The organism is Geodermatophilus sp. URMC 63, assembly GCF_053502565.1.
On record NZ_CP199956.1, the window covers coordinates 2,562,771 to 2,588,404 of the forward strand.

Here is a 25,634-nt window from a genome sequence, read left to right on the forward strand (position 1 = left end):
TTGGCTCCCGATGATGGGATACGGGCATCTTGCGGACTTTCTGCGGACTGTAAGGCCGGCGCTCGGTGCCCGGCCGCCTGGGTCGTTGCCTGGGGACTGGTGGGCTTGCCGACTCCGCTAAGGGCCGCACATCTCCGCCGCCCCCGCCCTCTAACAACGCCGCCTGGCCAGGAGGCGCAGAGCAGCGGCACCGCCATCCCTCGCGCGAGCCCGGCGGTGGTGTCCCCCAGCGGCAGGGATGTTGGATGGCGACGTTCTCCCGCCCGGCCTGACTCCAATAGCGGCTGGCGCGAACCTGTTGCCTTGAGTGGGATCCGTCGGCCGGGCGGGGAACGCCTTGGCCCGGCCGCTGGTGGAAGTGACCTAGTAGGAGCCTGCTGCAACAGGCCCGTCCCTGTCCTGTCCGACCGTCAGCTCGCGCCGTGCCCGCCCCACTCGATGCGAGCGAGAAGGACGGACCTTGACCACTCTGACAGCGAACGACGTCATCGTCACCGGCGGCGTTGACACCCACCAGGACCTGCACGTCGCGGCCGCGCTGGATCAGCTGGGTCGGGTGTTGGGCACGCACGCGTTTCCCACGACTGTGGCCGGCTACCGGCAGCTGCTCGCGTGGTTACGTCAGCACGGCCGCCTCGACAAGGTCGGCGTCGAGGGCACCGGCAGTTACGGGGCCGCACTCGCCCGGCACCTGACCGGCGCTGGGGTCGAGGTGATGGAGGTGGCGCGGCCGAACCGGCAGGTCCGCCGCCGCTACGGCAAGACCGACGTCGTCGACGCGATCGCCGCGGCCCGCGCCGTCCTGTCCGGTGAGGTCACCGGCACGCCCAAAAGTCACGACGGGCCGGTCGAGGCGCTGCGGACCCTGACGGCCGTGCAGCGCAGCGGGAACAAGGCCCGCACGCAGGCGCTCAACCAGATCCACCAGCTGCTGGTCACCGCACCGGAGGAGCTGCGCGCCCGGCTGCGGCCGCTCACGCGTAAGGACCTGCTAGCGACCTGCGCAGGCTTCCGGATCGCCGCTGACGACGACAGCCTCAAGGCCATGACCAGACTCGCTCTGCGCGAGTTGGCCCAGCGCGTCCTGCATCTGGACGAGCAGCTCGCTGTCGTCACGAAGCGACTGCACCGCATCACCGCCGACGTCGCACCGAAGCTGGTCGCCACCACCGGCGTCGGTCCGGCCGTCGCCTCGGCATTGCTGATGACCGCCGGCGACAACCCGCACCGGATGGCCTCCGAGGCGGCGTTCGCGGCACTGTGCGGCAGCAATCCGATCCCGGCCAGCAGCGGCAAGACCAACCGGCACCGCCTCAACCGGGGCGGAGATCGCAACGCCAACGCCGCCCTCTGGCGCATCGTGATCGTCCGCCTCGCCTGCGACGAACGCACCAGGCAGTACCTCGCCCGACGTCAAGCCGAGGGCAAGACCAAGACCGAAGCGATCCGCTGTCTCAAGCGCTACGTGGCACGCGAAATCTTCAACGCGATGCCTTCGCCAGTCGCGATTTGACAGTAGGAGCATCCCACTAAGAGACACGCGTAGGCAATGGGTCGATCTGCCTCTTCGGACAGCGCAGGCTTGCGACAAGCCCAGCCGGGGTGATCGAGCCTGGTCAAGGAGAGTCACGAACGCACGCCAGAGTCGCTCGGATGGGTATGGCTCCTTTACTGTTGCCGTCGCATACCGTATGACTCGGTAGTGCGTGTCCTCAAGACTGTTCTTCTAATCATCACTGCCGCCCTTTCGGTGGCAGGGTGCTCGTCAGCAGAATCAGAGCTGATCGACAGTGCTCACGAGCATGATATCTGGCTCTCTGACTCGGATATCGTGAAGATGGCCGACATAGTGTGCGGCATGTTGGCCAGCGGCAGGTCTCAGATGGACGCGGTCCGTTCCATGCAGGACTCGGGTTTGCCCTTCGACACGGCCTATGATTTTGTCGGCCATGCCGTGCTGGCGCGTTGCCCCAGCCATGAGTGACCTTGAGCGCAGGAAGTCCGACGCGTCGAGGGTTGGCAAGATCATGATCTCGCTATCAATTGCGGTGCTCGGTGGCTGCGCCTCGACTAACACCTTCTCAGATCGGGACCGAATCTTCCTAGATGCCTTGAGGGGGGAGAGTTTGATTGAGCCCGATGCCACCTCTCAGCGTCAAGATGCGGCGATCTCCGCCGCCAAGGACGTGTGCAGAATGATGGAGGACGGCCAAGACCCCGTTGACGCGATTCTTTACATCGCGGACCTTGGCGTGCAGCAAGATCGGGCGACAAGTTTTGTTGCCGTATCAGCCTTGGCCTACTGCCCCGAGTACGCCTGAGGCCGACCGAAATCCACACGCCGACCGCTCCGGTCAAGTACGCGCCTGGACGCCTCCGTGTCCCTGAGGCCGCCTTTAGGGCGAACCTCCGTCTCGATCAGAGCCGGGACGTCCGCGGCTCGAGGACCCAGAACTGACCCGGGGTGTTCGGCTGCATGCGATGATCGATGAAAGATGCGCTTAAGCTGCGGATATGCCGTTGAGCCTCATGGGCTGGCGACGGTCAATGTCGGGTGAGTTGCGGACTTTTTGTGGACTCTGCGGACTGGGACAGCGCGATCCCTGGCCCATGTGAACCGTCCTCGGGTGGCGGCGAGCCGCTCCACAGCCGGCCGAGGGTGCCGGCTACAGCGGGTCGCCGGAAGGTTGCTGCGCGTCCCTGCGGGATGGGCCTGCGGCCCACCCTTCCCCGGTCCGCTGCAGCCGGGTAAAAGCCGGTTATGGGGAGCGGCCAGGAGTGCGCGGGCGTCGGGGCATCGACGGCAATTCAGCCGTCAGCCGCTTGACCAGCTTCCCCGGTCACTACCGCTAGGGCTGCACCCGCCTGAGACTCCCGCATCCCCGTCTCCTGGTCGGCAGGGCGGGCTGTCCGCGGCGCTGCCTGCCCGCTCAAGGAGTGCCGACTCCTACAGGCCTTCTAAGCGGCGGGGACGTGACGGCCGATCCGCTCTGTCAGATTTCACGTGACGCCGGCAGCGAGACGACACGCCCGAGTGCAGGGCATGCTCGACTTTCTTATGTCCCCAGGGTCCGTCGGGAAACCCGCAGGTGACAACGCAGGCTGTGGACTTGACGGGCCTCAATGTCCCCCTATTCCGCACAGGGCGGCACAGGTTTTCCACCAACTTGTCCACAGGTTGTGCAGAACGCACCCCACAGCGGTGTTGGACCACCTGACATGGGCCGCCATACGCTCCCAGCGGCGGTGAGATACACCGCTGTAAGAACAGGCGTTCGACGGGTCATGGGTCCCGCTGCAGACAGCAGAACGGGTCCCCGGCTGCCACCGGAGACCCGTCCTTCGTCTCGACTACCGGGTGGGTAAGGAGACGTCGCTCATGAAACACCGACGCCCAAGCTTGGGCAACGACCGCTGCGCCAGAAATGACTCAGCTGACTCACAAACGCCCAGGTGGGACCGGCCGTTCAGGTTCAGCGTGGGGGCCGCCGTCGTCGTGTCGGTCACGCTTACGACCGGCTCGGTCGCGGACGGGATCCTGGCGGTCACCGCGGTCGCGGCCGCTGCACACGGACTCCCTCAGCTGAGCACCTTGGTGTGACCCTCCCCTGGTCAGGGCGCTAATGGCGCTCTGACCAGGGGTTTCCTGCTACAGCACCAGTGAGGTTCTCTCATCAGCTTTGACGGCTTGATTGATGTTGTCGCTGGTCGCGGCCGGGGTCGCAGAACAGGGCGCGGGCTCTCGAGGTGAAGATCGTCTCGCCAAAGGCCGATCGCCACTTCCCGGGAGCCCGCTGTATCTCATCGTGCCAGCCTCGACGTGTCCGCGACGGCGTTGAAGGCGGTGACCGGCTGGATCGCCCGCCGCCGGCGTCGACCGGGGTCGCGTCCGGCGCAGCGCGCCGGGACGGTGCACACCCAGGTCGTGCTGGTTCTGCGCTCGCTACGCCACCGCCTCGACGTGCGCACCATGGCCGGCAAGGCGGGGCTGAGCATCGCCACCGCCTACCGCTATCTGCACGAGGCACTCGACGTGATCGCCGGGCACGCGCCCGACCTGGCCGACGTGCTGACCCGCGCCCGCCGCAGCGAGCTGCCCTTCTTGTGCCTGGACGGCACACTCGTCCCGACCGACCGGGTCGCCGCCCGCGCCGAGCGCGGCCATCACCTGTGGTACTCCGGCAAGCACCACGCCTTCGGCGGCAGCGTGCAGGTGCTGTGCGACCCCGGCGGCTTCCCGCTGTGGGTCTCCGACGTCCGCCCCGGCTCGACACATGACCTCACCGCGGCTCGCGAACTCGTCCTGCCTGCGCTCTATCCCCACGCTGCCCGGGGGTTGCCGGTGCTGGCCGACAAGGGCTACACCGGCGCGGGCCTCGGCGTGCACACCCCGGTCCGCCACCACCCCGACGGGCCGCTGCACATCGACAACCGCTGCTACAACTCCCCGATCACCGCACTGCGCGCACCCGCCGAACGCGGTCACGCCCTGCTCGGCCGCTGGCGGGCCCTCGACCGGGTTACCGTCAGCCCGCAGCGCATCGGCGCAATTGCCGCCGCCGCATTGGTGCTGACCTCACTCGACCGCGGAAACAGGTGAGAAGACCTCACTCTAACTGTAGCAATTTAGCGGGGAAAACCCAAACGAAGCCGCAGCGACTCGCCGTCTAGTAGACTGCCCGCCACGGTTACGCCAGGGGGAGATGCATGGCCAGCAATAGCGATCCAAATGGGCGGGTGCAGAGGAAATACCAAATAGCGGCACTAGTGGCGGCCGCCGGATCGGCGACTGTCCTCACTTTAGCATGGCCGCTTTACGCGCCGGATGACATTTCGCCAACTGAAAGGGAAGTGTGCTTAAGGCACAACGCCGAACTGTACACCGAACCGGGCGAGAGCGTGATCCTGGATGCATCGCTCAACTTGGGTGCGTGTGACACGAAGGCGGCAAGCGCTGAGATGGAGCGCCTGCAGAAAGAGGGAACTGAGTTGCTGTCGGCCCTTGCGCGGGCGCAAGAAAGCGGGGATGGCCAAGAGTTCGCCCGGCTGTCCACCGAGTACAGCGCCTGGCTGGAGGAGATGCGTCAGCGGCCGGGGCAGGCGACCCTGGAAGCTGTAGTGGGGGGCGAGGCGCAGCTCCGACTGGCAGCGCGGCTCTTCCCTGGCGAGGTCGCCCCCATATCCGATGTAAACCAGGTCATTGAGGAAAAGGATAGCGCCAGCTGGGCGTGGGAGCTCCGCCCCAACAAGCCTGGCGACTACAAGATCTCCCTCGTCCTGAGCATCCTCGATGCCTCCAACGAGGAACTGCTAGAGCAGAACGAGCGCGTGGAAGTCACCGTCCACGTCGAAGGCACCTTCAGCTACTGGGCTGGAAGGGCATGGGCGAACACGTTGGCGTTTCTGACGTCGCTGCAGGGTGCAGCCACCAGTCTCGTAGCAATCCTGGGCGCCTTCGGCGTCACAGCTTTCTTCCAGAAGCGGAAGAAGGACAGGCGAGGGGCGGAGCCGGCTGGAACCGAACCAAGCACTGCCGATCAGGAGGCCAGCGAATCGCAGGCATCACAGGCTGCGGAGCCATAAAAAGACCGGGAGATGTCTCCCGGTCTCTAGGTGGGTGTCCCTGACTACTAGGCCGGGTTGATCTTCACGATTGGCATTAACATGTGCCTATAGAATAGCAGGAGGCGCCGGTTTCGGTGTAACGTCGGCGTCGTCCTGTAGCATGCGCTTATGGCGCCGACGAATGGCAGACCGGCAAGTCGCCCGTCGTCCCAACGACCGGTAGCGGGACAGGCGCGGCCGCGACGGCCCTCCCCACCTGACCCAGAAAAGGCGCAGGACCGCAGCGTCACATGGCGGTCGAGCATGCTCAATGCCCTTGCAGGACTTATGGCGGGTATAATTGGTGCTGCGTCGGTACTCTTCGTGACTCTGCTAACGACCAGCAGTGACGACAAGCGCTCGCGTGATGAGTTCACTCGGACGTCCCGTGGGACCGCCTATGCGGAGTACCTAGACACCGCACAGTCGGCCTTTAATGCCTTAAGGCCTTACGTCCCAGGGTCCTACTACCTCAACGGGCAAGAGCTTCCATCGGACGACCCGGTGTACTTGGATCCCAAGCCGCTTCCGCCTGCACCGGTACTGTCGGAGTCAGAGATCACCGCGCTATCGACGCACATAACAGAAGTAGCTACTACGCACCGCAAGGTCGGGCTGCTCGCGAGTGCCGATGTGGTGGTGGCAGCACAGAACATCACCAACTCGTTGAGCTTGGCATTCGAGTATTTGCGGCATGCCTACTGCACCGCAAGCACTACAGAGCGTGCGGCAGTATGCCTGAATCCTCCCCAGTCAAACAGTTATGTCGTAGAGTCTCGGGACGACGAGACGATAGTCCTCCAGCGGGAGAGTCTTAGGTTCAACGACACTGATTATGTGGCGGGCGAACTGCGCGATTTCGACGACCGGATGGCAAGCTTCATGCAGGAGGCTCGCACCGAGCTTGATGCGGATTGAAGGTTGCGCAGGTGGGCGGTTACGGTATGTGCCCCCTTCCCTAATCGATGGAACCGTGAGAGTTCTCCGCTAAGGTGTTATTAAGGTTTTATCACCTCATTCCGCGGTCGAGTGAGGTCAGGACGAGCGCGGCGGCAGCTGTTGCACTGATGCGCTGAGGGCACAGGGTGACGCGGTCGAGGGCTCGCCAGCGGCCGAGCAGGGCGTTGCTGCGTTCGGTGGGTGCCCGCAGCGCGGTGATCAACTGGTTGTAGCAGCGGTTGTCGACGTGCAGCGGCCCCTCGGGCTGATGGTGGACCGGGACGTGCACGCCGAGGCCCGCGCCGGTGTAGCCCTTGTCGGCCAGCACGGGCAGTCCGCGGGCGGCATGCGGATAGAGCGCGGGGAGCGCCAGCTCCCGGGCGGCGGTCAGGTCGTGGACCGAGCCGGGCCGCACCGCCGAGACCCACAGCGGGAAGCCGCCGGGGTCGGCGAGCACCTGGACCGTGCCGCCGTGGCGGGGGTGCTTGCCGGAGTACCACAGGTCGTGGCCGGCCTCGGCGCGCGCAGCGACGCGGTCGGTGGGCACCAGCGTGTCGTCCAGGCAGAGGAAGGGCACGCCGGTCCCGTGTGCCTTTTCAATGACCTCATGCAGGTCGGGGGCGTGGGCGGCGATCTCCTCGAGACTTTCATGCAGATAGCGGTAGGCGGTGGCGTCGCTGATGCCGGCCTCGCGGGCGAGGGTGTGCAGGTCCACGCGGTGACGCAGCCAGCGCAGCACGAGCACCACCTGGGCGTGCACCGAAGCGGCCCGCTGCCACGGCCGAGCACCGGGACGGCGACGAATCCGCGCAATCCATCCGGTCACCGCCTTCCAGACCGGTACGGGCACGTCCAAGCGGGCACGATGAGACACGGCGAGCTCCCGGGGAAGAGGAGTGGGGTCTTTGGCGAGACCACCCTGACCCCGGGAGTTCGCTTCCTCCACCCGCAGTTCGCTGGCCAGCACCGACATCTGCTACCAGCAATTACGCCGTCAAACCCGGTGAGAAAACCTCAGTGAACCTTGGAGGGAACACGCAGAACATCCACGCGGTGGCCCCTCGCACGCCAGCTCTTCGCCGACGAGCTCAGGACCTCCGACCAGCTACACCACTTCTGGGGACGTCACCCGGGACAGGGCACATGCCCCCCGGCTGCCGTCCCATAAGACCCACCCGCTGAACCTTCCCGCAGGGGGAGGGCAAGCGGGACACCCGCCTTGCCGACAAGACTGCGTCGTCCGCCAGCCGCTCGACACCCACTCCAGCGTGTCGCAGGGTGCTGCTGCATGACGCGAACCGGTGCATCGCGGAGCTGGTCGTCAGCAGCAGTCACCAGGCAGAAGCCATCCTGCATGCAATCAACAATCGCCATAAACGACCAACGGCATAACTGCTAAGACGACTTCGTGACCACAAATCTTAGCCCTTCGCCGCATGCCCAAGTCTTCACTAGAGAACGGCACGCATGCTACCAATAGCGGTAGTCCGGGCCCCGCTTCGCGGGGCCCATCGCCGTTTCTGGGGGTGGCGTGTTGGTCATTGTTGGGTGGCGTTGATAAATGCGCGGCGGAATGAAGATCTACGCCGGTGCGCCAGCAGCGGCCCGCCGTTACGTGGAGGCCGGCCGGGGTCGAGCCGATGACTACTACCTGATCGAAGGCACCGGGCTCGCCCGTCGCTACACCGCCGGCGACGGCCGGGTGGCCGAGCTGGCGTCGCTGGCCGGGGACGGCTACCAGGCGTGGGTCGCCGGCACCGACCCCGACACCGGAACCGCGCGCGGTCGGCTGCGCACCGACGACCGCGCGGTGCGGTTCATCGAGGTGATCGTCAACGGGCCGAAGTCCTGGTCGCTGGCCGCCGCCCTGCACCCGGACATCGCCGCCGCCTACGACGCCGCCCAGGACCGTGCCGCCGCCCAGATCATCGGCTGGCTCTCGCAGCACGCCACCACCCGCGTCGGCCCGCGCGGCGGGCAGGTGCAAGTGCCGGTCGAGCGCCTGGAGGCGGTGACGGTGCGGCACTACACCTCCCGGGCCGGCGATCCGCACCGGCATCTGCACCTGCAGATCAACGCCCGGGTGTTCGCCGCCGGCCGGTGGCGGGGGCTGCACACCGTCGGGGTGCGCGATTTCCTCTCTGCGATCAACGGCATCGGGCACGCAGCGGTGGCCACCGATCCGCAGTTTCGGGCCGCGCTGGCAAGCCACGGCTACACCGTGGACGCGACTGGAGATGTACCGGAGCTGGCCGCCTACGCTGCGGCGTTCAGCGCCCGCGCAGCGCAGATCGGCCGCAACGCCGACCGCTACGAGCGGGAGTGGACGGCCGCGCATCCCAGCGAGGTCCCAGGGCCGGGGCTGCGGCGGACCTGGGACGCCCGGGCGTGGGCCGAGGGCCGCCCGGACAAGGTCACCCCACGACCGGGCACCGATCTGACCGCCCGGTGGATGGGCGAGTTGGCGGCTCTGGGCTACCGCGACCCAGGGCGACCGGTCGCCCTGGCCCCGACGCCCGTGGGCGGGGTGGACCGCGACGGTGCGGCCGAGCGGGTGCTGGCCCGGCTGGCGGCCGCCCGGTCGGCGTGGAATGCCGCCGACGTCCGCGGGCAGGTGGAGGAGCTGATCGCCGCCGCCGGGGTCGTCGTCGATGCCGGCGTGCGTATCGAGCTGGCCGAGGACCTCACCGCCCGGGCCATGGGCCGGTGCGTGCCACTGCTGGACCGGGACGGAGCCGGCGTCCCGGAGCACATCCGGGCCTGGACCTCCCAGCCGGTGCTCGACGTCGAGGCCGACCTGACCGCCCGGTTGGCCGCCCGCAGCACCCCGGCCCACGCCGACAAGCGGCGAGACCCTGAGCCGGAGCTGCCGGACGCGGTGCGCGGACGGCTGGATGCCGGGCAGGCGGCGGCGGTCGCAGCACTGGCCGGGGACCGGCCGCTGGTGGTGCTCGAGGGTGCGGCCGGGGCGGGCAAGACCACCACCCTGGCCGCCACCCGCGCCCTACTTGAGGTGCGGGGACGCCGGCTGGTGGTCGTCACCCCCACCCTCAAGGCGGCCAAGGTCGCCTTCCTCGAGGTCGGCACCCTCACAGGGTCTGCCGCGGGGCTGGCCTATCAGCACGGCTGGCGCTGGAGCGACCACGGCGCCTGGACCCGACTGTCCCTCGGCGAGGTCGATCCGGTCACCGGCGTGCCCTACGCCGGCCCGCGGGAGGCGGCGCGCCTGGGCGCAGGTGACCTGCTGGTGGTGGACGAGGCCGGGATGCTCGACCAGGACACCGCCCGCGCGCTGCTGACCGTCGCCGACGAGGCCGGCGCCCGGCTGGCGCTGCTCGGCGACCGGCACCAGCTGGCCGCGGTCGGCCGCGGAGGCGTGCTGGACCTGGCCGTGCGCCAGGTCGACCCGGCCAGCCACCTGACCCTGGATGCGGTGCACCGGTTCACTCGCACCGACGCCGGCCGCACGACCCCGGACACCGAGTACGCCGACCTGACCCTGACCATGCGCACCGGCGAGGAGCCGAGCGCGGTGTTCGACGCCTTGGCCGCCCGCGGCCAGATCCGCGTGCACGCCGACCCGGCGGCGCTGCAGGCGGCACTGGCCACAGCCGCCGCCGCCCATCACCGCGACGGTGAGCGAGTGGCCGTGGTGGTCGACACCCGCGAGCAGGCCACCGAACTGGGCGACGCCATCCGCGAGCGGCTGGTCGCCGACGGCCGCGTCGACGACACCCGGGTCGCGGTCACCGGGGCAGGGCAGCGGATCGGGGTCGGGGACCGGATCGCCACCCGCCGCAACGACCGCGACCTCGGCGTGGCCAACCGCGACACCTGGACCGTCGTCGCCGTCGGCTGCGACGGGGATCTGGCCGTCGTCCCGACCGAGGTCACCCCAAGAGGCGCTGTCGCTGCCCGTGTCACCCCGACCGGCACCGCTCCTGGCCATGTCACCCCACCGGAGGCAGGGCAGCGGGTGCTGCCCGCCGGCTACGTCACCTCACACGTCGAGCTGGCCTACGCCTCCACCGCACATGGCACGCAGGGTGACACCGTGTCGACCGGACACCTAATGGTCGGCGAGCACACCGGCGCGGCGGCCGCCTATGTCGGGATGACCCGCGGCCGCACCGCCAACACCGCCCACCTGGTCGCCCCCGACCTGACCGAGGCGCGGGACCAGTGGATCGCCGTGTTCGCCCGGGACCGCGCCGACCTCGGACCCGCCCACGCCGCCGACCTGGCTGCCGCCGAGGCCGCCCGATACGCCACTCCCCGCCCACTGGAACAGGTGCTGGCCGACCTGCAGCAGGTCTGGACGGTCGAGCAGCGCAGCCTGGACCGGCTGGCCGTCCTGCAGCCCTGGTGCGAGGACCTGCGCCAGGCCGTGGCGCTACAGGCCACGCAGGGTGGCGAGCTGGCACGACTGGAGGCTGAGCACCGGCAGGCGGCTATGGCCGCCCAGCAAGCGATCCAGGATGCCGAGGCCGCCGATGCCGTCCTCGCCGAGCAGGCCAGCCAGGTTCGCGACGGCCTGCTCGCTGCCTGGGACGTTGAGCGCGGCGCCGCCCGCGCCGCCGCCCGGGTGGTGCTCGATGGGCCCGGCTGGCTGGGGCTCAAGCGCGCACCCGTTGCCCGGGCCGGGGAGCAGTTGGCCGGCTGGGCCGACCGGTGGCGCCTCCACCTGCCCGACCTGCCCACGGATCCCGAGCAGCTGGCGCGGGTGGCCGACCGGTTCGACGACCGGCCGGCGCTGTGGCGGGCATTCGACGCCACCGCCCACCGCGCCGCCGAACGAGACCACCCCGACCGCGCCGGGCTGCGCGCCACCGCCCAGGCCGCCGTCCTGGCCGGCGAACAGGCCCAGGCCGCCCTGACCGACGCCCACCGTCGGTACACCGAGCGGCTGGCCCCGCTCGGGCCGCTGGCCTTCACATCCGACCCGGCCGGGTCGCTGGCCCGCTTCGAGGGCTTTGCCGCCACCGCCCGGGGCGAGCTGGCCGATGCACAGGCGCGCATCGCCGACCTGCGGGTCAAGCTGGCTCTCCTCGGTCAGTCGCTCGACCGGCTCGCCGCAGCCCGCGACGCCTGGCGCGCCCGCTACGCCGCCGAGCAGCAGCAGCGCCCGGCTGTCACGCCTGGGCCGGCTGGCTACCCGGCGGGTGTCCCGCGGCCCGAGGTCGAGCGCTACGGGCCACGGAGCGCGCGGGATGTCACCCCATGCGTGGGGCGGTGAGCCGGGCTGGTCGCCACCGGACCGCGACCGGCCGGGTGAGCGGGCACTGCAGGAGAACTGAAGGACCACTGCAGGACCCGCCGACCACGGGCGGGCCACCGCCGAAGCCAGCCACCCGGACGCCATGACCCGGCGCCGGTCCCGGCGCCGGGTGATGGCTTCGAGCGCTTCCACTTCCGGCCCCGGCGGCACCCTGGGGGCGCAACAGGAGGAGAACAGGAGCTCAACTGAAGAAGTTGGCTGTGGGCTGTCAGCAACGGCCACGAAACGGCGCCTTCTAGGGCTGGGCAGCCGCCCAGGCCCGTCGAGCCTCCGGAGACAAGTCATGACCGACCACACCCCCGACTCCGATCACCCCGCCGAGCTGCTCACCATCGCCGAAGCCGCCCAGCTGCTGCGCGCCCCGATCGCCACCCTGCGGTACTGGCGGCACCTGGGCACCGGCCCGCACAGCTTCCGGCTCGGCCGCCGCGTCGTCTACCGCCGCGAGGACCTGCACGCCTGGATCGACCGCCAGCACGCGGACGGCGGCTGACCACCGGTGACCGAGGGGTGAAGCCGGCTGACAGTCGACCGGAGGTCTGGCCGGCTCCACCGGAGATGGCGCGGAAGCCGGACACCACTGTGGGCGCGCGAGGTGACAGCGTTCAGGTCAGTACCAGAGCCCACACTGCGACGGCCGGGGATCCGGCTCACGGGAGGCGGAGGAGGACAGCGGTGGCGTCGATCGCGAAGAGGCCAGACGGCACCTACCGGCCCCGGTACCGCGACGAGAACGGCAAAGAGCACGCCCGGCACTTCAAGCGAAAGGTCGACGCCCAGCGGTGGCTCGATGAGCAGACCGCGGCGCTGGTGCGCGGTGACTGGGTCGACCCAAAGAGAGGCCGGAGCACCTTCCGTTCCTATGTCGAGGCGTGGCTCCCGGCGCAGCCGCTGCGGGACTCCTCACGCCGGGCCTACGACTCCTACCTCCGCAATCACCTGCTGCCCGCCTTCGGCGACAAGCGACTGTCGGCGGTCACCCGAACCCAGGTGCTCGCCTTCCGGCGCGGGATCGAGGCGAAGCTGTCGCCGACGACCAGTCGCCAGATGATGGCGCTGCTGGCTGGAATCTTCGCCGACGCGGTCGAGGACGGGTTCCTCGCCAAGTCCCCGTGCCGTGACACCGTGCCTGCACGACCGCACCGGGAGAAGGTCGTGCCGCTGACGGTCGAACAGGTCGAGGCACTCGTTGGGGCGGCACCGGACCGGTATCGAGCCCTTGTCGTCCTGGGAGCCGGCTGTGGGTTGCGGCTCGGGGAGGCGTTGGGGCTCAAGGTCAACCGGGTGCGGTTCCTTGAGCGGGAGTTGGACGTTGTCGAGCAGCTCACCCTCGTTCCCGGTGCACCGCCAAAGCTTGCACCGCCTAAGACGCGGGGGAGTCTCCGGACGATTCCGCTGGCCGACATTGTTGCCGCAGCTCTCGCCGAGCACCTAGCAGCGTTCCCAGCCGCTTCAGACGACCTGATCTTTCGCTCACGCACCGGCGGACCGGTGTGGCCGAACACCTTTAATAACTCCGTCTGGCAGCCGCTGCGCAAACGGGCCGGCCTGCCAGCAGCCCGATTCCACGACCTTCGGCACTTCACTGCGTCGGCGCTCATCCGGTACGGGGAGTCGGTCAAGACGGTGGCGCAGGTGCTGGGTCACGCCGACGTGACCGAGACGCTGCGGACCTACAGTCACCTGTGGCCGGACGCGGACACTCGAACCCGCGCGGCGGTCGACACGGCATTCAACGCCTCTTCGGCGAGCGCCTCCGGGTCCAAATCAACCCGCTTGCCGTCTGCGAATCGACCTTGACAGAGTGAAAGCGGTGACTGACGGCCGACTACGCCCCCTCCACTTAGAAGACGTTGCAGAAATAGGTAGTCCGGCTCTGTTCCGTTCGGACGGCTCGGCGCAGCTTGTCGAGCATGTCTTCGCCGGCGTCTTCCCCGCCGCCCCGGCTGATCAGCGATGAGCTGTGGGAGCTGTTCGAGCCGTTGATCCCGCCGCAGAGGCCAGCGGTGCACGGGCGCACCGGCCGCCCGCGGGTCTCCGACCGGAACGTGCTCAAGGCATCGCCTTCGTCCTGGCCACCGGCATCGGCTGGACCAAGCTGCCCACCGAGCTGGGCTACGGGTCGGGCTGGACCTGCTGGCGCCGGCTGCACGAGTGGGCCGAGGCCGGCGTCTTCGACCGCGTCCACCAGACCGTGCTCGACCGCCTCGGGGAGCAGGGCAAGCTGGACTGGTCGAGGGCCAGCCTGGACTCGGTCAGCGTCCGGGCGAAAAAGGGGGTGCGCTGACCGGCCCGAACCCGACCGACCGCGGCAAGGCCGGCAGCAAGTACCACCTGCTCGTCGACGCCACCGGGCTGCCGCTCAACGTGTTGGTCTCGGCGGCCAACCGGCACGACAGCCTGTTCGTCGCACCGATCCTGGACTCGATGCCGGCCATCCGGATCGGTGGCCGCGGCCATCCCCGTCGGCGACCGGTCAAGCTGCACGGGGACAAGGGCTATGACATCCCGCGGGTCCGCCGTTACCTGCGCCGCCGCGGGATCACCGCCCGGATTGCCCGGATCGGAAGGGACTCCAGCCAGCGCCTGGGCCGGCATCGCTGGGTGGTCGAGCGCACCTTGGGCTGGCTGTTGTCCTACAAACGCCTGGCGCTGCGCTACGACCGCACCACCGTCACCATCACCGCGCTGGCCCGGCTGGCCGTCATTCTCATCTGCGCTCGCCGGCTCCCGAGCGACTAATGCAATGACTTCTTAGCCCACCGAGCGGGCGGACTCACGGCATCGGCTGGGGCGGTCATGGCCCAGACCTCGGAGCGGTGCCCCACGGTCCGCAGCAGACCCCGGGTATCGGCAGATAGCTGCATCCCTGCAGTGCCCACCCCAGCGAGACGACGGCGTGCCAGCGGTTCGACGGCGCCGCGGCGGACCGGAGGTGGGCGTCACGAGATCACTCGACGGAGCGACCGTGGCCCGCCTACTGGCGGATGTTCAAGCCGTGTCTGTACAGTTGCATCTGTACCGCTGATACGGTTGTACAGATGCAGGGCCCGGGATGGACCAGGCGCCAACCAACGCCACCCCGGGGCCTCCACACGAGAGGAACTATCCCATGAGCGACACGAACGTGGCGGCCGCGATGCCGTCGCCCGCCGTTCAGATCACGGTGGACGTCACGGAGTGGCCCGAGCACTTCCGTCAGCGGCTGCTGGTCATGGCCCGCGAACTGCAAGCCGAGGTGGCCCAGCCGCTGCCGGCGGAGGTGGAGTCCACCGGCTGGACGAAGGAGCTCGTCGACGAGGCACTCACCGCGTTGAGCGCGAGCGGTGCTGGCGTCCAGGTCAGGGCCATCCGGCGCGCCGCTGAGAACGGTGGCTTCGTTAGCCGCAGCGAGGTCTACGAGCTCGGCAGCTACCCCGCCGGACGGAGCCTGCGGGGCTTCAGCCGGCCAAGCAACAGGGTCGTGCAGTCCATGCGGGACAGCGGCAAGCTGCCCGAGGATGCCGCCGAGCTGCTCGAGACGCAGTACGACCCCAACGGCAAGGGGTACCGGCCTACCACGGGCTTCTCCGTACCGCCGGAGATTGTGAAGCGCCTGCTCGGCTGACGGCCGCGGTCCTACAGAGGAGCGCCCCGGGTGCGGTCTTGCCGCGCCCGGGGGCGCTCCCTCTGGCACCAGGTCCCTCTCGCATGGGGTGGGCACGCCCGGTGCAGGGACATCCGATTGCCGGCCTCACCTTGACCCGCACCTCCTCCGCCGTCCAGCAACCGACGGCCCAAGGCGCCGACCATGGACACCCCCTCCACCGACCCTCTCGCTCTCGCGACGGAGACCGCGGCACGTCACCGACTGCGGCTGTCGGTCGCGGCTGACGCAGGGCGCCCCAGGGCGGGCCTGCCGACAGGATTGCGTTGGTCACCTGCCGGTGACCCCGCCACCGTCCGCCACGGACATCGGTTGCCGACAGCAGCGCCTCGATTCGCTCCCACGCCGCGTGGTCATCTCACCGCGACAGCAGCACCCTCGCCGACCAGCCAGGTGATCCGCAGGACACGCCATAGCGAGGCGATCGGTCGGAGCCGTATCGCGCAAGTGTCCGGCCGACACGAGACTTGGTGCGGATCGCACAGCATCACCAACCATGAGCAACACCCACGCGGCAACCACTGGCCTGTCGTTTGACCTTAGGAGGACGATGGGCCATCGTGCGGTCAACGCGCGCTCAGTGGGGGGACGGCAGGACATGACCTTCAACCAGCAGGGCTGGCAGGTGCGCGGGGACGTCTACAACGTCGCTGGAAACCTCATTCTTTCCAAGGATGGCTCCAAGGGCGATTTCTTGCGTGCCCTAGAAGAAGTTAAGCGGGAACTTGCCGACCTGCCCGACGTGGATGAAACAACCCGCCAGGGGCTCACAAAGGAACTTCAGCAAGCCGCAGAGGAGGCCAATAGTCCCGCGCCCAGCCGGGAGAACGTAGTGACCCGACTTGAAAGGGTTCGAGCAAGGCTCGAGTCTCTCGGAGGGGCTGCTGCCGCTGCCATGGGACTGGCCAGCACCATCGGTTCGATAGCCGCTTGGGCCGGCGGATTCTTTTAAGGGGTTCACACCACTCGGATACTAGACCCACGCTCCCTGCTCACTGCATTGGGCGAATGCCCCACTGATCGCGAGCGGTCAATCGGATCGCGGATCAAACGCTGAGGGCTTCGGCGTCTGAATCAACGTTTCACAGCGGCATGGAACAAGCCAGATTGGAGTCCGCAGGTCGTTACCAGCGCGAAGCGGTTTCTTAGCCCTACCAAGCCTAGTCAGAAACCGTACGCCCTTGCGGGAAGCCCTCAGCGTAGGGCGCAAACGTGCCCACTCGGCGGCCCCCCACTGCTAACCTTGGATAGCGACACGCCACCGACCTACCTCGTCGGATGCGAGAACCAGGTGACGATTAGGGCAGACGACCATACTAGGTGCCAGGGTCGGCAACTATAGGGAACGCAAGGCCGAGCGATGGGGCAGGAATCAAGAAAAATGGTCTTCGCCCTCCGGCAATGGCGCACCACGACAGTCGCATCACACATCGTAAGCCGAGCGCCGAACCGGACTGAGGGCGCAGTCGTTACGCTGTGACTGCGTCTGCTAGCCGATTGTCCTCAAGTATCGCCATTTACGGGACGGCCTTCGCTCTCAAGCCTCTTCAAAAGATCGGCAATTTGTGGCCCTCGGGACGGGTCGGAAGTGACGCCCAGACGGCGGGAGTCGCTCGCCTCTTGGGTAAGGGACTGGCGTAGATCGCGTCGCGCCGAAGCATCGAGCAGAGGCAGGACGCGGTCTGCTGCTAAGAGAGCCTGATACTGCTCGAAGGCGCTGCGCGAGCTCGAGATTCCCTCGACCAAGAGTCCGACTGCGGAGGGGTCCGGTTGGATTTGCAGCAAGGCTAGGGCCATTACCCTCATCCCGTCAGACCCGTCTAGCAATTCATGTATGGAGAGGTCGAAACTCGAAAGGTGGCTCGCGATGGCGCTGAATTCGCGCACTACGGCCGCCATCTCGGCCGTACGAGCCCTACTTGGGCCGGTCTGTCGTCGTACCGTCTCGTAGGCGTCGGCGAACGCTTTCGCCAGAGTCACGACGAGATGTCGGCCTAGGTCGCGGACGGCCCAATCCACCTCACTGTCGGGGCCGGTCCCTGCCAGAACCGGATGGCTTGCAAGGTCTGCACCGCCGACCTGGATAAGCCTCTTCAGCTCGTCGCGTACTGCAGGAGAGCGCAGACCTTGTGCGAGCAAACGTAGGCCGTGGTTGAAGTCGGCAACCACGCTATTGAGTCCTAGCCGCTCAACCCGCGATACGAGGTACGTCGAGTCCGTAAGCATCCCGACAAGGATGTCCACGACATGGTCCGGGTCGTCGAGGTGATCCTGATCGTCCAACGCAAGGAGCGCGTGCGTTACAGCCTCGGATAGCGCGTAGTCCTCGGCCGTGCCCCACCGACCCTGGTTTTCCCGAGCGAAGTACTCCGCGAGCATAGCGTGCGCCATCGCAACGGGAATTCGCAACGAGGGCGTGCTGAGGACGACAGTCCTTAAGAAAGAGTGGAAGAATCTATACGTGCCGCCGGGGTCCTCTTTCTGCAACAACGCCGACCAGCGGTTGAGAATGCGATCCACCTGCGGAGATTTCCAATGCGTTATCGCCCGGAGCTGACGGCGGGTCATGGGCGTACCGCTGACGGCCAAGAGTCCTAAGAGTAGTCGGTCCTGATCACGCTCTTCCTTGGATGTGTCGCGCAATCTTTCCGTAAGCAGTTCGATGCCGACGTCTCGGAACGAAGTCTGGATTGCATCGTTGAGGGGAGTGGAAGAGACCTCGTACTGATCGAGCGCTAGCCGCGCGAATAGGAAGTTCCCTTCGCTAGCTTCCGACAGGGCGGAGGCCTGTTCCGCCACCTCGTTCGTTGGCAGACTTCTACTGAGGAGGCGCTCCCGCGCGTATGCGTAGACGTCCGCACGGCTTTCCACCCGCTCTGTGATGTCCAGCCTCGCGCCGGGCAACTCCCTCACGGCTAGCGTGGGTCTTGATGTAACTAGCCATCTCAGCGGTGTAGGCGAGCCCGGCGACGTCACATGCGCCACGAAGTTGGTCAGTGTCCCTGGCCCTTTGCTCGGGTCGTCGACGTCTAGGCCGTCGATCACGACGACGCCCAATTGGCCCGAGGAGCGTAGGTTCAGCAGCGGGCGGCGGACGACCTCGTCGTACGCCACGCGCGCGTCGATTTCAGGGGGAATGACGAGCTCAAGTTCCCCGGTGGTCAAGTTCGGCGCGGTGGCGCTGATCGCTTGACGCAGTCTTACGCTTACGCTGTGAATCCGACTCCCAAGGACTGAGGACGCATAGCCGGGTACTGATTGCACCAAGGCCGCCGCGAGATGCTCGACAAGACGAGCTGGGTCGAGGGTAGTGGGGTCGTGCAGATGGCACTCGTGCAAGTAAAGGATTCGTCCTCGGACGTCCCCGTCGCCCGTCCGGCCCACCGCCACCGCGGTCACCCCACTGGTGTGACCGGTCAGTTGCGCGCCGACCCCTTGGCCGGTAATGGCATCCCAGATTTGCACCGTGTTGTCCGAGTTGCCGGAGACGATGACGTCCCGCTCGGCGACCCGGCCAATCGCCACTACGTTCACCTTACGGTTGTGGTCGCTCAGCGGCTGGCCGGCCAGTTGACCGGTAGCGGCGTCCCAGACCCGAACGGTCCCGTCCCAGCTGCCGGAGACGATGACGCCCCGGCCGGCGACCTGGCCGATCGCCACGGCAGTCACCCCGTCGGCGTGGCCGGTCAGCGGCGAGCCCAGCGGCAGCCCCGTCGCGGCATCCCACATCCGCACGGTCTGGTCCGAGCTGCCGGAGACGATGACGTCCCGGTCGGCGACCCGGCCGATCGCCACGGCAGTCACCCCGCCGGCGTGGCCGGTCAGCGGCGAGCCCAGCGGCAGCCCCGTCGCGGCATCCCACATCCGCACGGTCTGGTCCGAGCTGCCGGAGACGATGACGTCTCGGTCGGCGACCCGGCCGATCGCCACGGCAGTCACCCCGCCGGCGTGCCCACTCACCGGCTCGCCGACCGGCTGACGGGTGACTGGGTCCCAGACCCGAACGGTCCCGTCCCAGCTGCCGGAGACGATGACGCCCCGGCCGGCGACCCGGCCGATCGCCACGGCAGTCACCCCGCCGGCGTGCCCACTCACCGGCTCGCCGACCGGCTGACGGGTGACTGGGTCCCAGACCCGAACGGTCCCGTCCCAGCTGCCGGAGACGATGACGCCCCGGCCGGCGACCTGGCCGATCGCCACGGCAGTCACCGGGCCGGCGTGGCCGGTCAGCGGCGAGCCCAGCGGCAGCCCCGTCGCGGCATCCCACATCCGCACGGTCTGGTCCTCGCCCGCGCTGACGATCAGATCTCGGCCGTCGGCCGTCCCGTCGTCCGACAACGAAGGTGTTCTCGTCAACCACCGAACAAACGCCGTCTTGCCGCAGCCTGGTTCTCCCGTCAGAAGCAGCGCAGAGCTCCGCTCGCTCGCAAACCAACGATTAACCTCATCAAGCAGCCAGGGCCTAGGTGAAAACAATTCCCCGGCCACTGCCTGGGCGGGGGGTTCCGGCCGCGCGCCATGGTAGGTGAGGTACAGGACCTCTTGCGGTGCGGCCAGGTCGACCAGTGCGGCCGTGAGCCGACCGTAGGCGGCGATGAGATCAGCAGCCACTGGTTGGTCCGGCTCAAGAACGGCCAGGGACTCGGTGAACGAGTACCTTGGAACGTAGGGCAGCTTGAGGTCAATAAACAACGAGTTCTCGAACGACAGCTCGCTTGGCGCGTATCGGGCCAGGTTACGCTCGAAGTCGTGGGCGAAGGACTCGACGGATGGGCTCTCCGTCTGATCGATCCTGCTAGGAACAGGCAGCACGCGTAGGTGCCTTCCGGCGCGGGCCAGACGTACTAGATCGGGTGACTCCAGGCTCTGCGCGACGAGATTGCAGCCCTCGAGATTCTGGCGATTGGGTGCCACAAGCATGACGACAACGTCGGCGAGCTGAAACGTGCAGACGCCGCTCATCTCCGTCAAGCCGGTCCGGGAGTCGACGAGGACGACGTCGGCGAGCGTCTGGCACTCGTCCCGGAACCAGTCGAAGAACGCCTGGCCGCTCCAGTGCAAATAAAAGTCCTGCCAATCGAAAGCCCGGACGTGCTTGGCGTACTCCTCGTAGTCGTCCCCGGCGCGCCGTCCGGCAGGGATTAAATCGATCCGGCCGGAGCTTTCGGCGTCAATCGCGAGCGGAACGAGGAAGTTGGAAACGGGCTCCGTCGGGTAGGGAAACCCCTTGTCGTCGTCTGTCTCGGATACCGACCCAAGCCGGCTGCTCAGCGTGCGCAGCCGGCGATAGGAAAGCAAGAGGTCGATCACTCCGCGCCGGCTCTTGACCTCCTCAACCAGCGTGACTGAATCCGGCCGGTCGAAGAAGCGCTCAAGCCCCGGTGCTTCCAAGTCGAAGTCCACCATCAGGACGTGCAACCCGCGGTGGGCGAGAATCTGTGCGACGTTCGCGAGAGCCATCGATCGGCCCACGCCGCCTTTGAACGAGTAAAAGGTGTAAATCACGGGCTGCCGCCGGAGGAACCGAACAGCGCTCTGTTCAAAGGCGACGACTGCTGGCTGGTTCTGTCGGCTAGCGCCACCACCCGCTGGGCGATCCACTTCTCTAAGGGCAGCAAATCCGTTGTCTCCGTAAACCACTCATCGAAAATGTCTCTGAGCCGTTGCCCAAACTCTAGGTCGGACAGTGGGAGCTCAAGCATGACGTTGACCGCTTTGGCAGGTTCCAGCGCCTGGTGTGCTGGAGCTATGGCGACGACGGCGCTCCGGGGGTAGGCGTCCAACATGGCCAGCTGAAAGCCACGCTGCACCGCCGGGTGGCACATTGAGAGGAGGTCCACCACGACAAGGCATCCCCGCTCTCGTACGTCCTGCAGTTGCTGGCGGTCCGCTACGAGCCGACGGACGTCGAAGAAGCTAGGGCTTAATGGGGGCGTGTAGCCCCATCGCTGGTTCGCCGCCCCGATGGTTCTACTTACGAGCTGTGCCACAGAGTCCGTCCCGAGACCGAACGGCCGCCAGTCCTCGGCCGCCTGGCCGTAACGCTCGGTCCAGTCCGAGACCTCTAGGTCCTCGAGCAGGCCCCGTAGGCGCTCGTAGTCGCTTCGTAGCGTAGCAAGACGGTCGTCGAAGACGGACCCTTGAATTAGGGCCTCGACGTCTGTTGCGGTCATCACGGCTAGAACGATTGGCATGCGAAGGGCCTGGACCTCGGGCTCCTTTCTTGCCTCCCCGAGAGCCACGTTGAGAATGGTCTTGGCATTCTGGACAGTGTTCGCGGACCAGCCCTGTTGATAATACTGGGGACTTCCTGTCTCGACGTCCTCCTTGATGTCGCCGAGTGAAACCCCCCGCTCAATCTGTGTCGATATGGAGCGGAGTGCCGCTTCGAGGAGGTCAAAGGCTTCCAGGGGGGTGACCTTAGGCTCCGCCCCAGCCGCCGCAAGAACCACGTCGACGGACGATCGCAGACTGGGATGGACCGCTTTACGCAAGGCAGTGAGCCTCGTGCTCAAATGGGACCACGCTGCAGCCGAGGGTGCCGGTGTTGGTGTCGACGGATTCGTCATCGAGGAACGGGGAGCTTGTGCGTCATAGGTGATTGCCGGTCTATGTAATAAGCTGCGACACGGTCCTCGCCCAGGCCGACTATGGCACCCGTCGTCCCTCCCGGCGAAGTCAGCCGGGCTTGGACACGGTCGAGCCATCGGACCACCTCGTCCTGCGGGGCGTTCGGCTTCTGCGCCTCCAAGGCTGCCCTTTTGAAGTCCTCCGAGACTTCGACCCGGGTGGTGTCATCCAGCACGACCTGGCCAAGTAGGTCCTCGCGCAAGGTACGCCGGGCATGGGCAGATTCTTTCCGGCTGCCGTTCTTCGTCAACAGCAGGTTTCTGGCAACGTCGTAGGCGTCGCGTCGAAGCCGCCGATTCTGCCGGTGAAACGTCACTTTGCTTCCCCCATGCAGTCGTGCAGGAACAGTAGAACGACGGCCCGAGGTATCCCGAGGCTTGATGTCTTCATCCCGGATGCCACCCTCTCGTGCGCCCTCAAGGTCGCGCCGAAGTTGCAACCGGCAGGCGGCGCTAGTCGTACTGCAACGTCGGTTTGGGGGTCACTGCCCTCCGCGCCGACGATGGGCAGTTCGCTGTCAAACGCGGACGATGTCTACCCCCTAACGGCGGGCGGATCCCACGGCTTGTCGCAACATCCAGGGTAGGCGAGAGGCGGGCGAGTTGGACGGCGGACATCTCCGGGGATGCGGTGGACACCTCTCGGGCGCTGATGCGCCTGCAGACGGCAGTCACCTCCGACCGCGTCGACGTCACCGCCGGGCACCGGGGGATGCCGGCCGCTACTCACTTGTTCGGCGGCCCTCAAGCCCGGGCCTAGACGAGTAAGTCCGAAGTGGATCAGTGGTCGTAGGCGATCAGGGATCGGGTGATCGGCTGGCCGGTGGCCCGGTTGTGCCAGATGGCCGCGGTGAGCGCCAGGAGCCGTTGGGCGATGCGGGTGGTGACCCCGGCCAGGGTGCGCCCGCCGTGCAGTTCCAGGTCCAACTGGCCTTTGAGGGTGTCATGGACCGACTCGATCAGCTGCCGGATCGGGGCCAGCAGCGCCTGACCGGGGCGGGGCGTGCGGTTGCGGTAGGAGGGGCGCAGCAGCTCGGCGCCGCGGGCGTGCAGATACTCGTCCAGCTCGGCGGAGACGTAGCCCTTGTCGGCGATCAGCAGCAGGCCCAGGCGCTCGGCGAGCAGGTCGGCGTCGGCTTCGAGCACGTACATGAGCACCTGACGTTCGTCGAGCTTGGGATCGGCCAGCGCCCAGGTGATCGGCAGCCCGGCCGGCGTGCAGACCGGGTGCAGCCCGCAGCCCCCACAACCAGCGCGAGTGCGACGGGCAGTAGCTGTAGCCGGCGTTGCCGGCCAGGTCCGAGCGGCGCACGGTGGGCCGGGAGCGGGCGCACTCCACGGGGGTGGAGTCGACCAGCCAGACCGGATCGGCCCACAGGTCGGTGTCGGCGGCCAGCACCCGGATCAGCCGCTTGAGCAGCGGCGCCGCCGCGCGCAGCCGCTTGTTGTAGCCGGACTGGCCGGGCAGGTAGGGAAAGGCGCCGGGCAGTGCCTGGGGTACCAGGCGCAGCCAGCGCGCCTCGGACCGCACGCCGAGCAGGACCTGGGCCACGGCCAGGGTGAGCAGCTCGGCGTCGGTCAGCCGTGGTGGGCGTCCGGCGCGCACGCGGCGGGCCAGATAGTCGTCGATGCGGACGTAGAGTGCGGTCAGGAGGGTGTTGAGGTCGGTCGTCACAACCCGAGCCTGAACACCCTCCGCCCGCGTCTACAGCGCGCCCTTCGACCCTCCCCGCCGTTAGGACTTACTCGTCTAGGTCGCGGAACTGCGGACTCCGTGCGGACTGACGGTGGGGACCGGCCATCTGAGCTGCTGAAACAGAGCCTGGCGTGGTCATCCCCGACATCACCCGCCGGCACATGGCGGTCAACATCCGCAAGTTCGTGCTGCAGGCGCACAGCCTCGACGAGCTGGTGACCACCGGGACGCTGACCGTGCAGGCCGCGCGGTTCCTCGAGGCCGCCGTCGCCTCCGGCCTCAACGTGCTCGTCTCCGGCGGCACCCAGGCCGGGAAGACGACGCTCGTGGTCTGTTCGCTGTGACATACTATCTCAGTGTCGAGCCGAGCGGCCATTTACTGCCGGATCTCTAGCGACCCTCGGGACACCGGCCTGGGAGTTGACCGTCAGCGACAGGAGTGCCGCGACCTAGCGGCGGCTCGCGGTTGGGACATCGTCCGTGTCCACGTCGACAACGACGTGTCTGCCTTCTCAGGAAAGCGCCGGCCCGGATATGAGCAGTTGCTAGCGGACGTGAGCGCTGGGGCCGTGGACGTCGTCCTGGCCTGGCACCCTGACCGACTGCACCGGTCCCCGTTGGAGCTGGAGGAGTTCATCGTCGCGGTAGAGAAGGGCGGGGTCGGGGTCCAGACCGTCACGGCTGGCCAGTGGGATCTGAGCACCGCGACCGGGCGGTTCTTCGCCCGCCAGTTGGGCGGCGTCGCCCGATACGAGAGCGAGCACCGAGGCGAGAGGCTGCGTGCGAAGTTGGAGCAGAACGCGACCCGTGGTGTGACCCACGGCCGAGCGACGTACGGCTGGCGCGCTGAGTACGCCCCTGACAAGACCCGCTGCGACGTCGTTCACAAGGAGGAGGCTGACGTTGTCCGGGGCATCGCCGGCCAACTCCTCGCGGGGGAGTCTCTTCGGTCCATCACCGCGAACCTCAATGCCCGCGGCGTGCCGTCCCCGCGTGGCGGCCCCTGGCACAAGGGCATGGTCCGACACCTGGTCCTACGCGAGCGGAACGCGGGCCTCCGCGTCCACCGCGGCCAGGTCGTCGGGCAAGGCACTTGGGAGCCGATTCTCGACCCGGGGACCTACGAGCAGGTGCGCGCCGTCCTGGGGGACCCGGCTCGCAAGACGAGCACCGGGACCGCGGCCCAGCATCTCCTCTCGGGGATTGCTCGATGCGGCGTCTGCGGTACCCCCGTCCGGGTCGCATGGAATCGCACCGTCCACTCCTACCGCTGCGCAGGCCGAAGCTGCGTCAGCCGACGGAAGGCCGACGTGGACGAGCTGGTGAGCCGGGTGGTCGTCGCTCGGCTGGCCCGACCGGACGCCGTCGATCTCTTTGCCCCCGACACCTCAGACGTTCGTCGAGCGGCGGCCGATGAGGTGCAGGTGCTCCGTGCCCGCCTGGACAACGCCGCGGATAACTACGCGGACGGGAAGATCGACGCTCGACAGCTAGAGCGCATCACCGCTCGGCTTCGTCCTGCGGTGGCGACCGCGGAGGCGCGCGCCCGAGCGGTTGACGACGCGCCTCTACTGTCCGACCTTCTCGGCGTGGCCGACGTAGAGGCGGCGTGGCGCTCCCTGAGCCTGAGCCGACGGCGAGCCGTCGTTGAGGTGCTCATGGTCGTGACCATCCTGCCGACACGCCAGGGGGTGCGGACCTTCGATCCCTCCACGGTGCGGATCGAATGGAAGGCGTGACTTGCGACGACAGGAGCAGACGGCTTCCCTGTGCCCCGACCGAGGGCAGGCTGCCAATAACCCCCGGTCTACATCGACGGCGATGCCGGTGGGGGCGTGAGCT

Annotated in this window: 18 protein-coding genes and 1 pseudogene; 14 read left to right on the forward strand and 5 right to left on the reverse strand. The window is 67.6% G+C overall.

Translation table 11 applies throughout. The features are described from left to right. Nucleotides 1-469 precede the first annotated feature (469 nt). The 6 genes from ACWIZO_RS12515 (at nt 470) to ACWIZO_RS12540 (ending at nt 6,522) form a co-directional block, all read left to right on the forward strand. Nucleotides 470-1,513, forward strand: coding sequence for an IS110 family transposase (locus ACWIZO_RS12515; RefSeq protein WP_448642943.1), 1,044 nt, complete (start codon nt 470-472; stop codon nt 1,511-1,513). Between the two features lie 189 nt (nt 1,514-1,702). Further along, the gene (locus ACWIZO_RS12520) at nt 1,703-1,984 is read left to right on the forward strand and encodes a DUF732 domain-containing protein (RefSeq protein ID WP_448642761.1); all 282 of its coding nucleotides are present in this window, start codon (nt 1,703-1,705) and stop codon (nt 1,982-1,984) included. Further along, nucleotides 1,977-2,321, forward strand: a complete 345-nt coding sequence (locus ACWIZO_RS12525) for a DUF732 domain-containing protein (RefSeq protein ID WP_448642762.1) — start codon at nt 1,977-1,979, stop codon at nt 2,319-2,321. Before ACWIZO_RS12520 ends, ACWIZO_RS12525 begins: the two co-directional genes overlap by 8 nt. Before the next feature lie 1,451 nt (nt 2,322-3,772). Beyond that, a complete protein-coding gene (locus tag ACWIZO_RS12530; RefSeq protein ID WP_448642944.1) occupies nt 3,773-4,600 on the forward strand; it encodes a transposase family protein in 828 nt (275 codons plus the stop codon). Between the two features lie 107 nt (nt 4,601-4,707). After that, on the forward strand, nt 4,708-5,583 hold the full coding sequence (locus tag ACWIZO_RS12535) for a hypothetical protein (RefSeq protein ID WP_448642763.1): 876 nt from the start codon (nt 4,708-4,710) through the stop codon (nt 5,581-5,583). A 285-nt stretch (nt 5,584-5,868) separates the two neighbouring features. Next, complete coding sequence (locus tag ACWIZO_RS12540) at nt 5,869-6,522, forward strand: hypothetical protein (protein ID WP_448642764.1); 654 nt, start codon at nt 5,869-5,871, stop codon at nt 6,520-6,522. 91 nt (nt 6,523-6,613) lie between these two features. Here the strand turns inward: ACWIZO_RS12540 and ACWIZO_RS12545 are convergent, their stop codons facing one another. Then, a complete protein-coding gene (locus ACWIZO_RS12545) occupies nt 6,614-7,417 on the reverse strand; it encodes a transposase family protein (protein ID WP_448642945.1) in 804 nt (267 codons plus the stop codon). A gap of 699 nt (nt 7,418-8,116) precedes the next feature. Between ACWIZO_RS12545 and mobF the strand changes: the two genes are divergently transcribed. The 6 genes and pseudogenes from mobF (at nt 8,117) to ACWIZO_RS12575 (ending at nt 16,419) form a co-directional block, all read left to right on the forward strand. Then, a complete protein-coding gene (gene mobF, locus ACWIZO_RS12550) occupies nt 8,117-11,779 on the forward strand; it encodes a MobF family relaxase (RefSeq protein ID WP_448642946.1) in 3,663 nt (1,220 codons plus the stop codon). A 325-nt stretch (nt 11,780-12,104) separates the two neighbouring features. Then, a complete protein-coding gene (locus tag ACWIZO_RS12555) occupies nt 12,105-12,314 on the forward strand; it encodes a helix-turn-helix transcriptional regulator (RefSeq protein ID WP_448642765.1) in 210 nt (69 codons plus the stop codon). Between the two features lie 182 nt (nt 12,315-12,496). Next, nucleotides 12,497-13,621, forward strand: a complete 1,125-nt coding sequence (locus ACWIZO_RS12560) for a tyrosine-type recombinase/integrase (protein ID WP_448642766.1) — start codon at nt 12,497-12,499, stop codon at nt 13,619-13,621. Nucleotides 13,622-13,734: 113 nt separating this feature from the next. Further along, nucleotides 13,735-14,563: pseudogene (locus ACWIZO_RS12565) on the forward strand (IS5 family transposase). A 370-nt stretch (nt 14,564-14,933) separates the two neighbouring features. Continuing rightward, on the forward strand, nt 14,934-15,428 hold the full coding sequence (locus ACWIZO_RS12570) for a hypothetical protein (RefSeq protein ID WP_448642767.1): 495 nt from the start codon (nt 14,934-14,936) through the stop codon (nt 15,426-15,428). 535 nt (nt 15,429-15,963) lie between these two features. Further along, nucleotides 15,964-16,419, forward strand: a complete 456-nt coding sequence (locus ACWIZO_RS12575; RefSeq protein ID WP_448642768.1) for a hypothetical protein — start codon at nt 15,964-15,966, stop codon at nt 16,417-16,419. Nucleotides 16,420-16,970: 551 nt separating this feature from the next. Here ACWIZO_RS12575 and ACWIZO_RS12580 read toward each other — a convergent pair. The 4 genes from ACWIZO_RS12580 to ACWIZO_RS12595 form a co-directional block, all read right to left on the reverse strand. Next, nucleotides 16,971-20,972 carry a KGGVGR-motif variant AAA ATPase gene (locus tag ACWIZO_RS12580; protein WP_448642769.1) on the reverse strand — a complete coding sequence of 1,334 codons (4,002 nt, stop codon included), beginning with the start codon at nt 20,970-20,972 and terminating at the stop codon, nt 16,971-16,973. Beyond that, nucleotides 20,969-21,919, reverse strand: a complete 951-nt coding sequence (locus ACWIZO_RS12585) for a hypothetical protein (protein ID WP_448642770.1) — start codon at nt 21,917-21,919, stop codon at nt 20,969-20,971. The genes ACWIZO_RS12580 and ACWIZO_RS12585 overlap by 4 nt, the downstream gene beginning before the upstream one ends. Before the next feature lie 113 nt (nt 21,920-22,032). Continuing rightward, the gene (locus ACWIZO_RS12590; RefSeq protein ID WP_448642771.1) at nt 22,033-22,413 is read right to left on the reverse strand and encodes a hypothetical protein; all 381 of its coding nucleotides are present in this window, start codon (nt 22,411-22,413) and stop codon (nt 22,033-22,035) included. A 463-nt stretch (nt 22,414-22,876) separates the two neighbouring features. Continuing rightward, nucleotides 22,877-23,464, reverse strand: a complete 588-nt coding sequence (locus tag ACWIZO_RS12595) for a transposase (RefSeq protein ID WP_448642947.1) — start codon at nt 23,462-23,464, stop codon at nt 22,877-22,879. A 459-nt stretch (nt 23,465-23,923) separates the two neighbouring features. Between ACWIZO_RS12595 and ACWIZO_RS12600 the strand changes: the two genes are divergently transcribed. Further along, nucleotides 23,924-24,136, forward strand: coding sequence for a hypothetical protein (locus tag ACWIZO_RS12600; RefSeq protein ID WP_448642772.1), 213 nt, complete (start codon nt 23,924-23,926; stop codon nt 24,134-24,136). Nucleotides 24,137-24,148: 12 nt separating this feature from the next. After that, nucleotides 24,149-25,531 carry a recombinase family protein gene (locus ACWIZO_RS12605; protein WP_448642773.1) on the forward strand — a complete coding sequence of 461 codons (1,383 nt, stop codon included), beginning with the start codon at nt 24,149-24,151 and terminating at the stop codon, nt 25,529-25,531. Nucleotides 25,532-25,634: the final 103 nt, after the last annotated feature.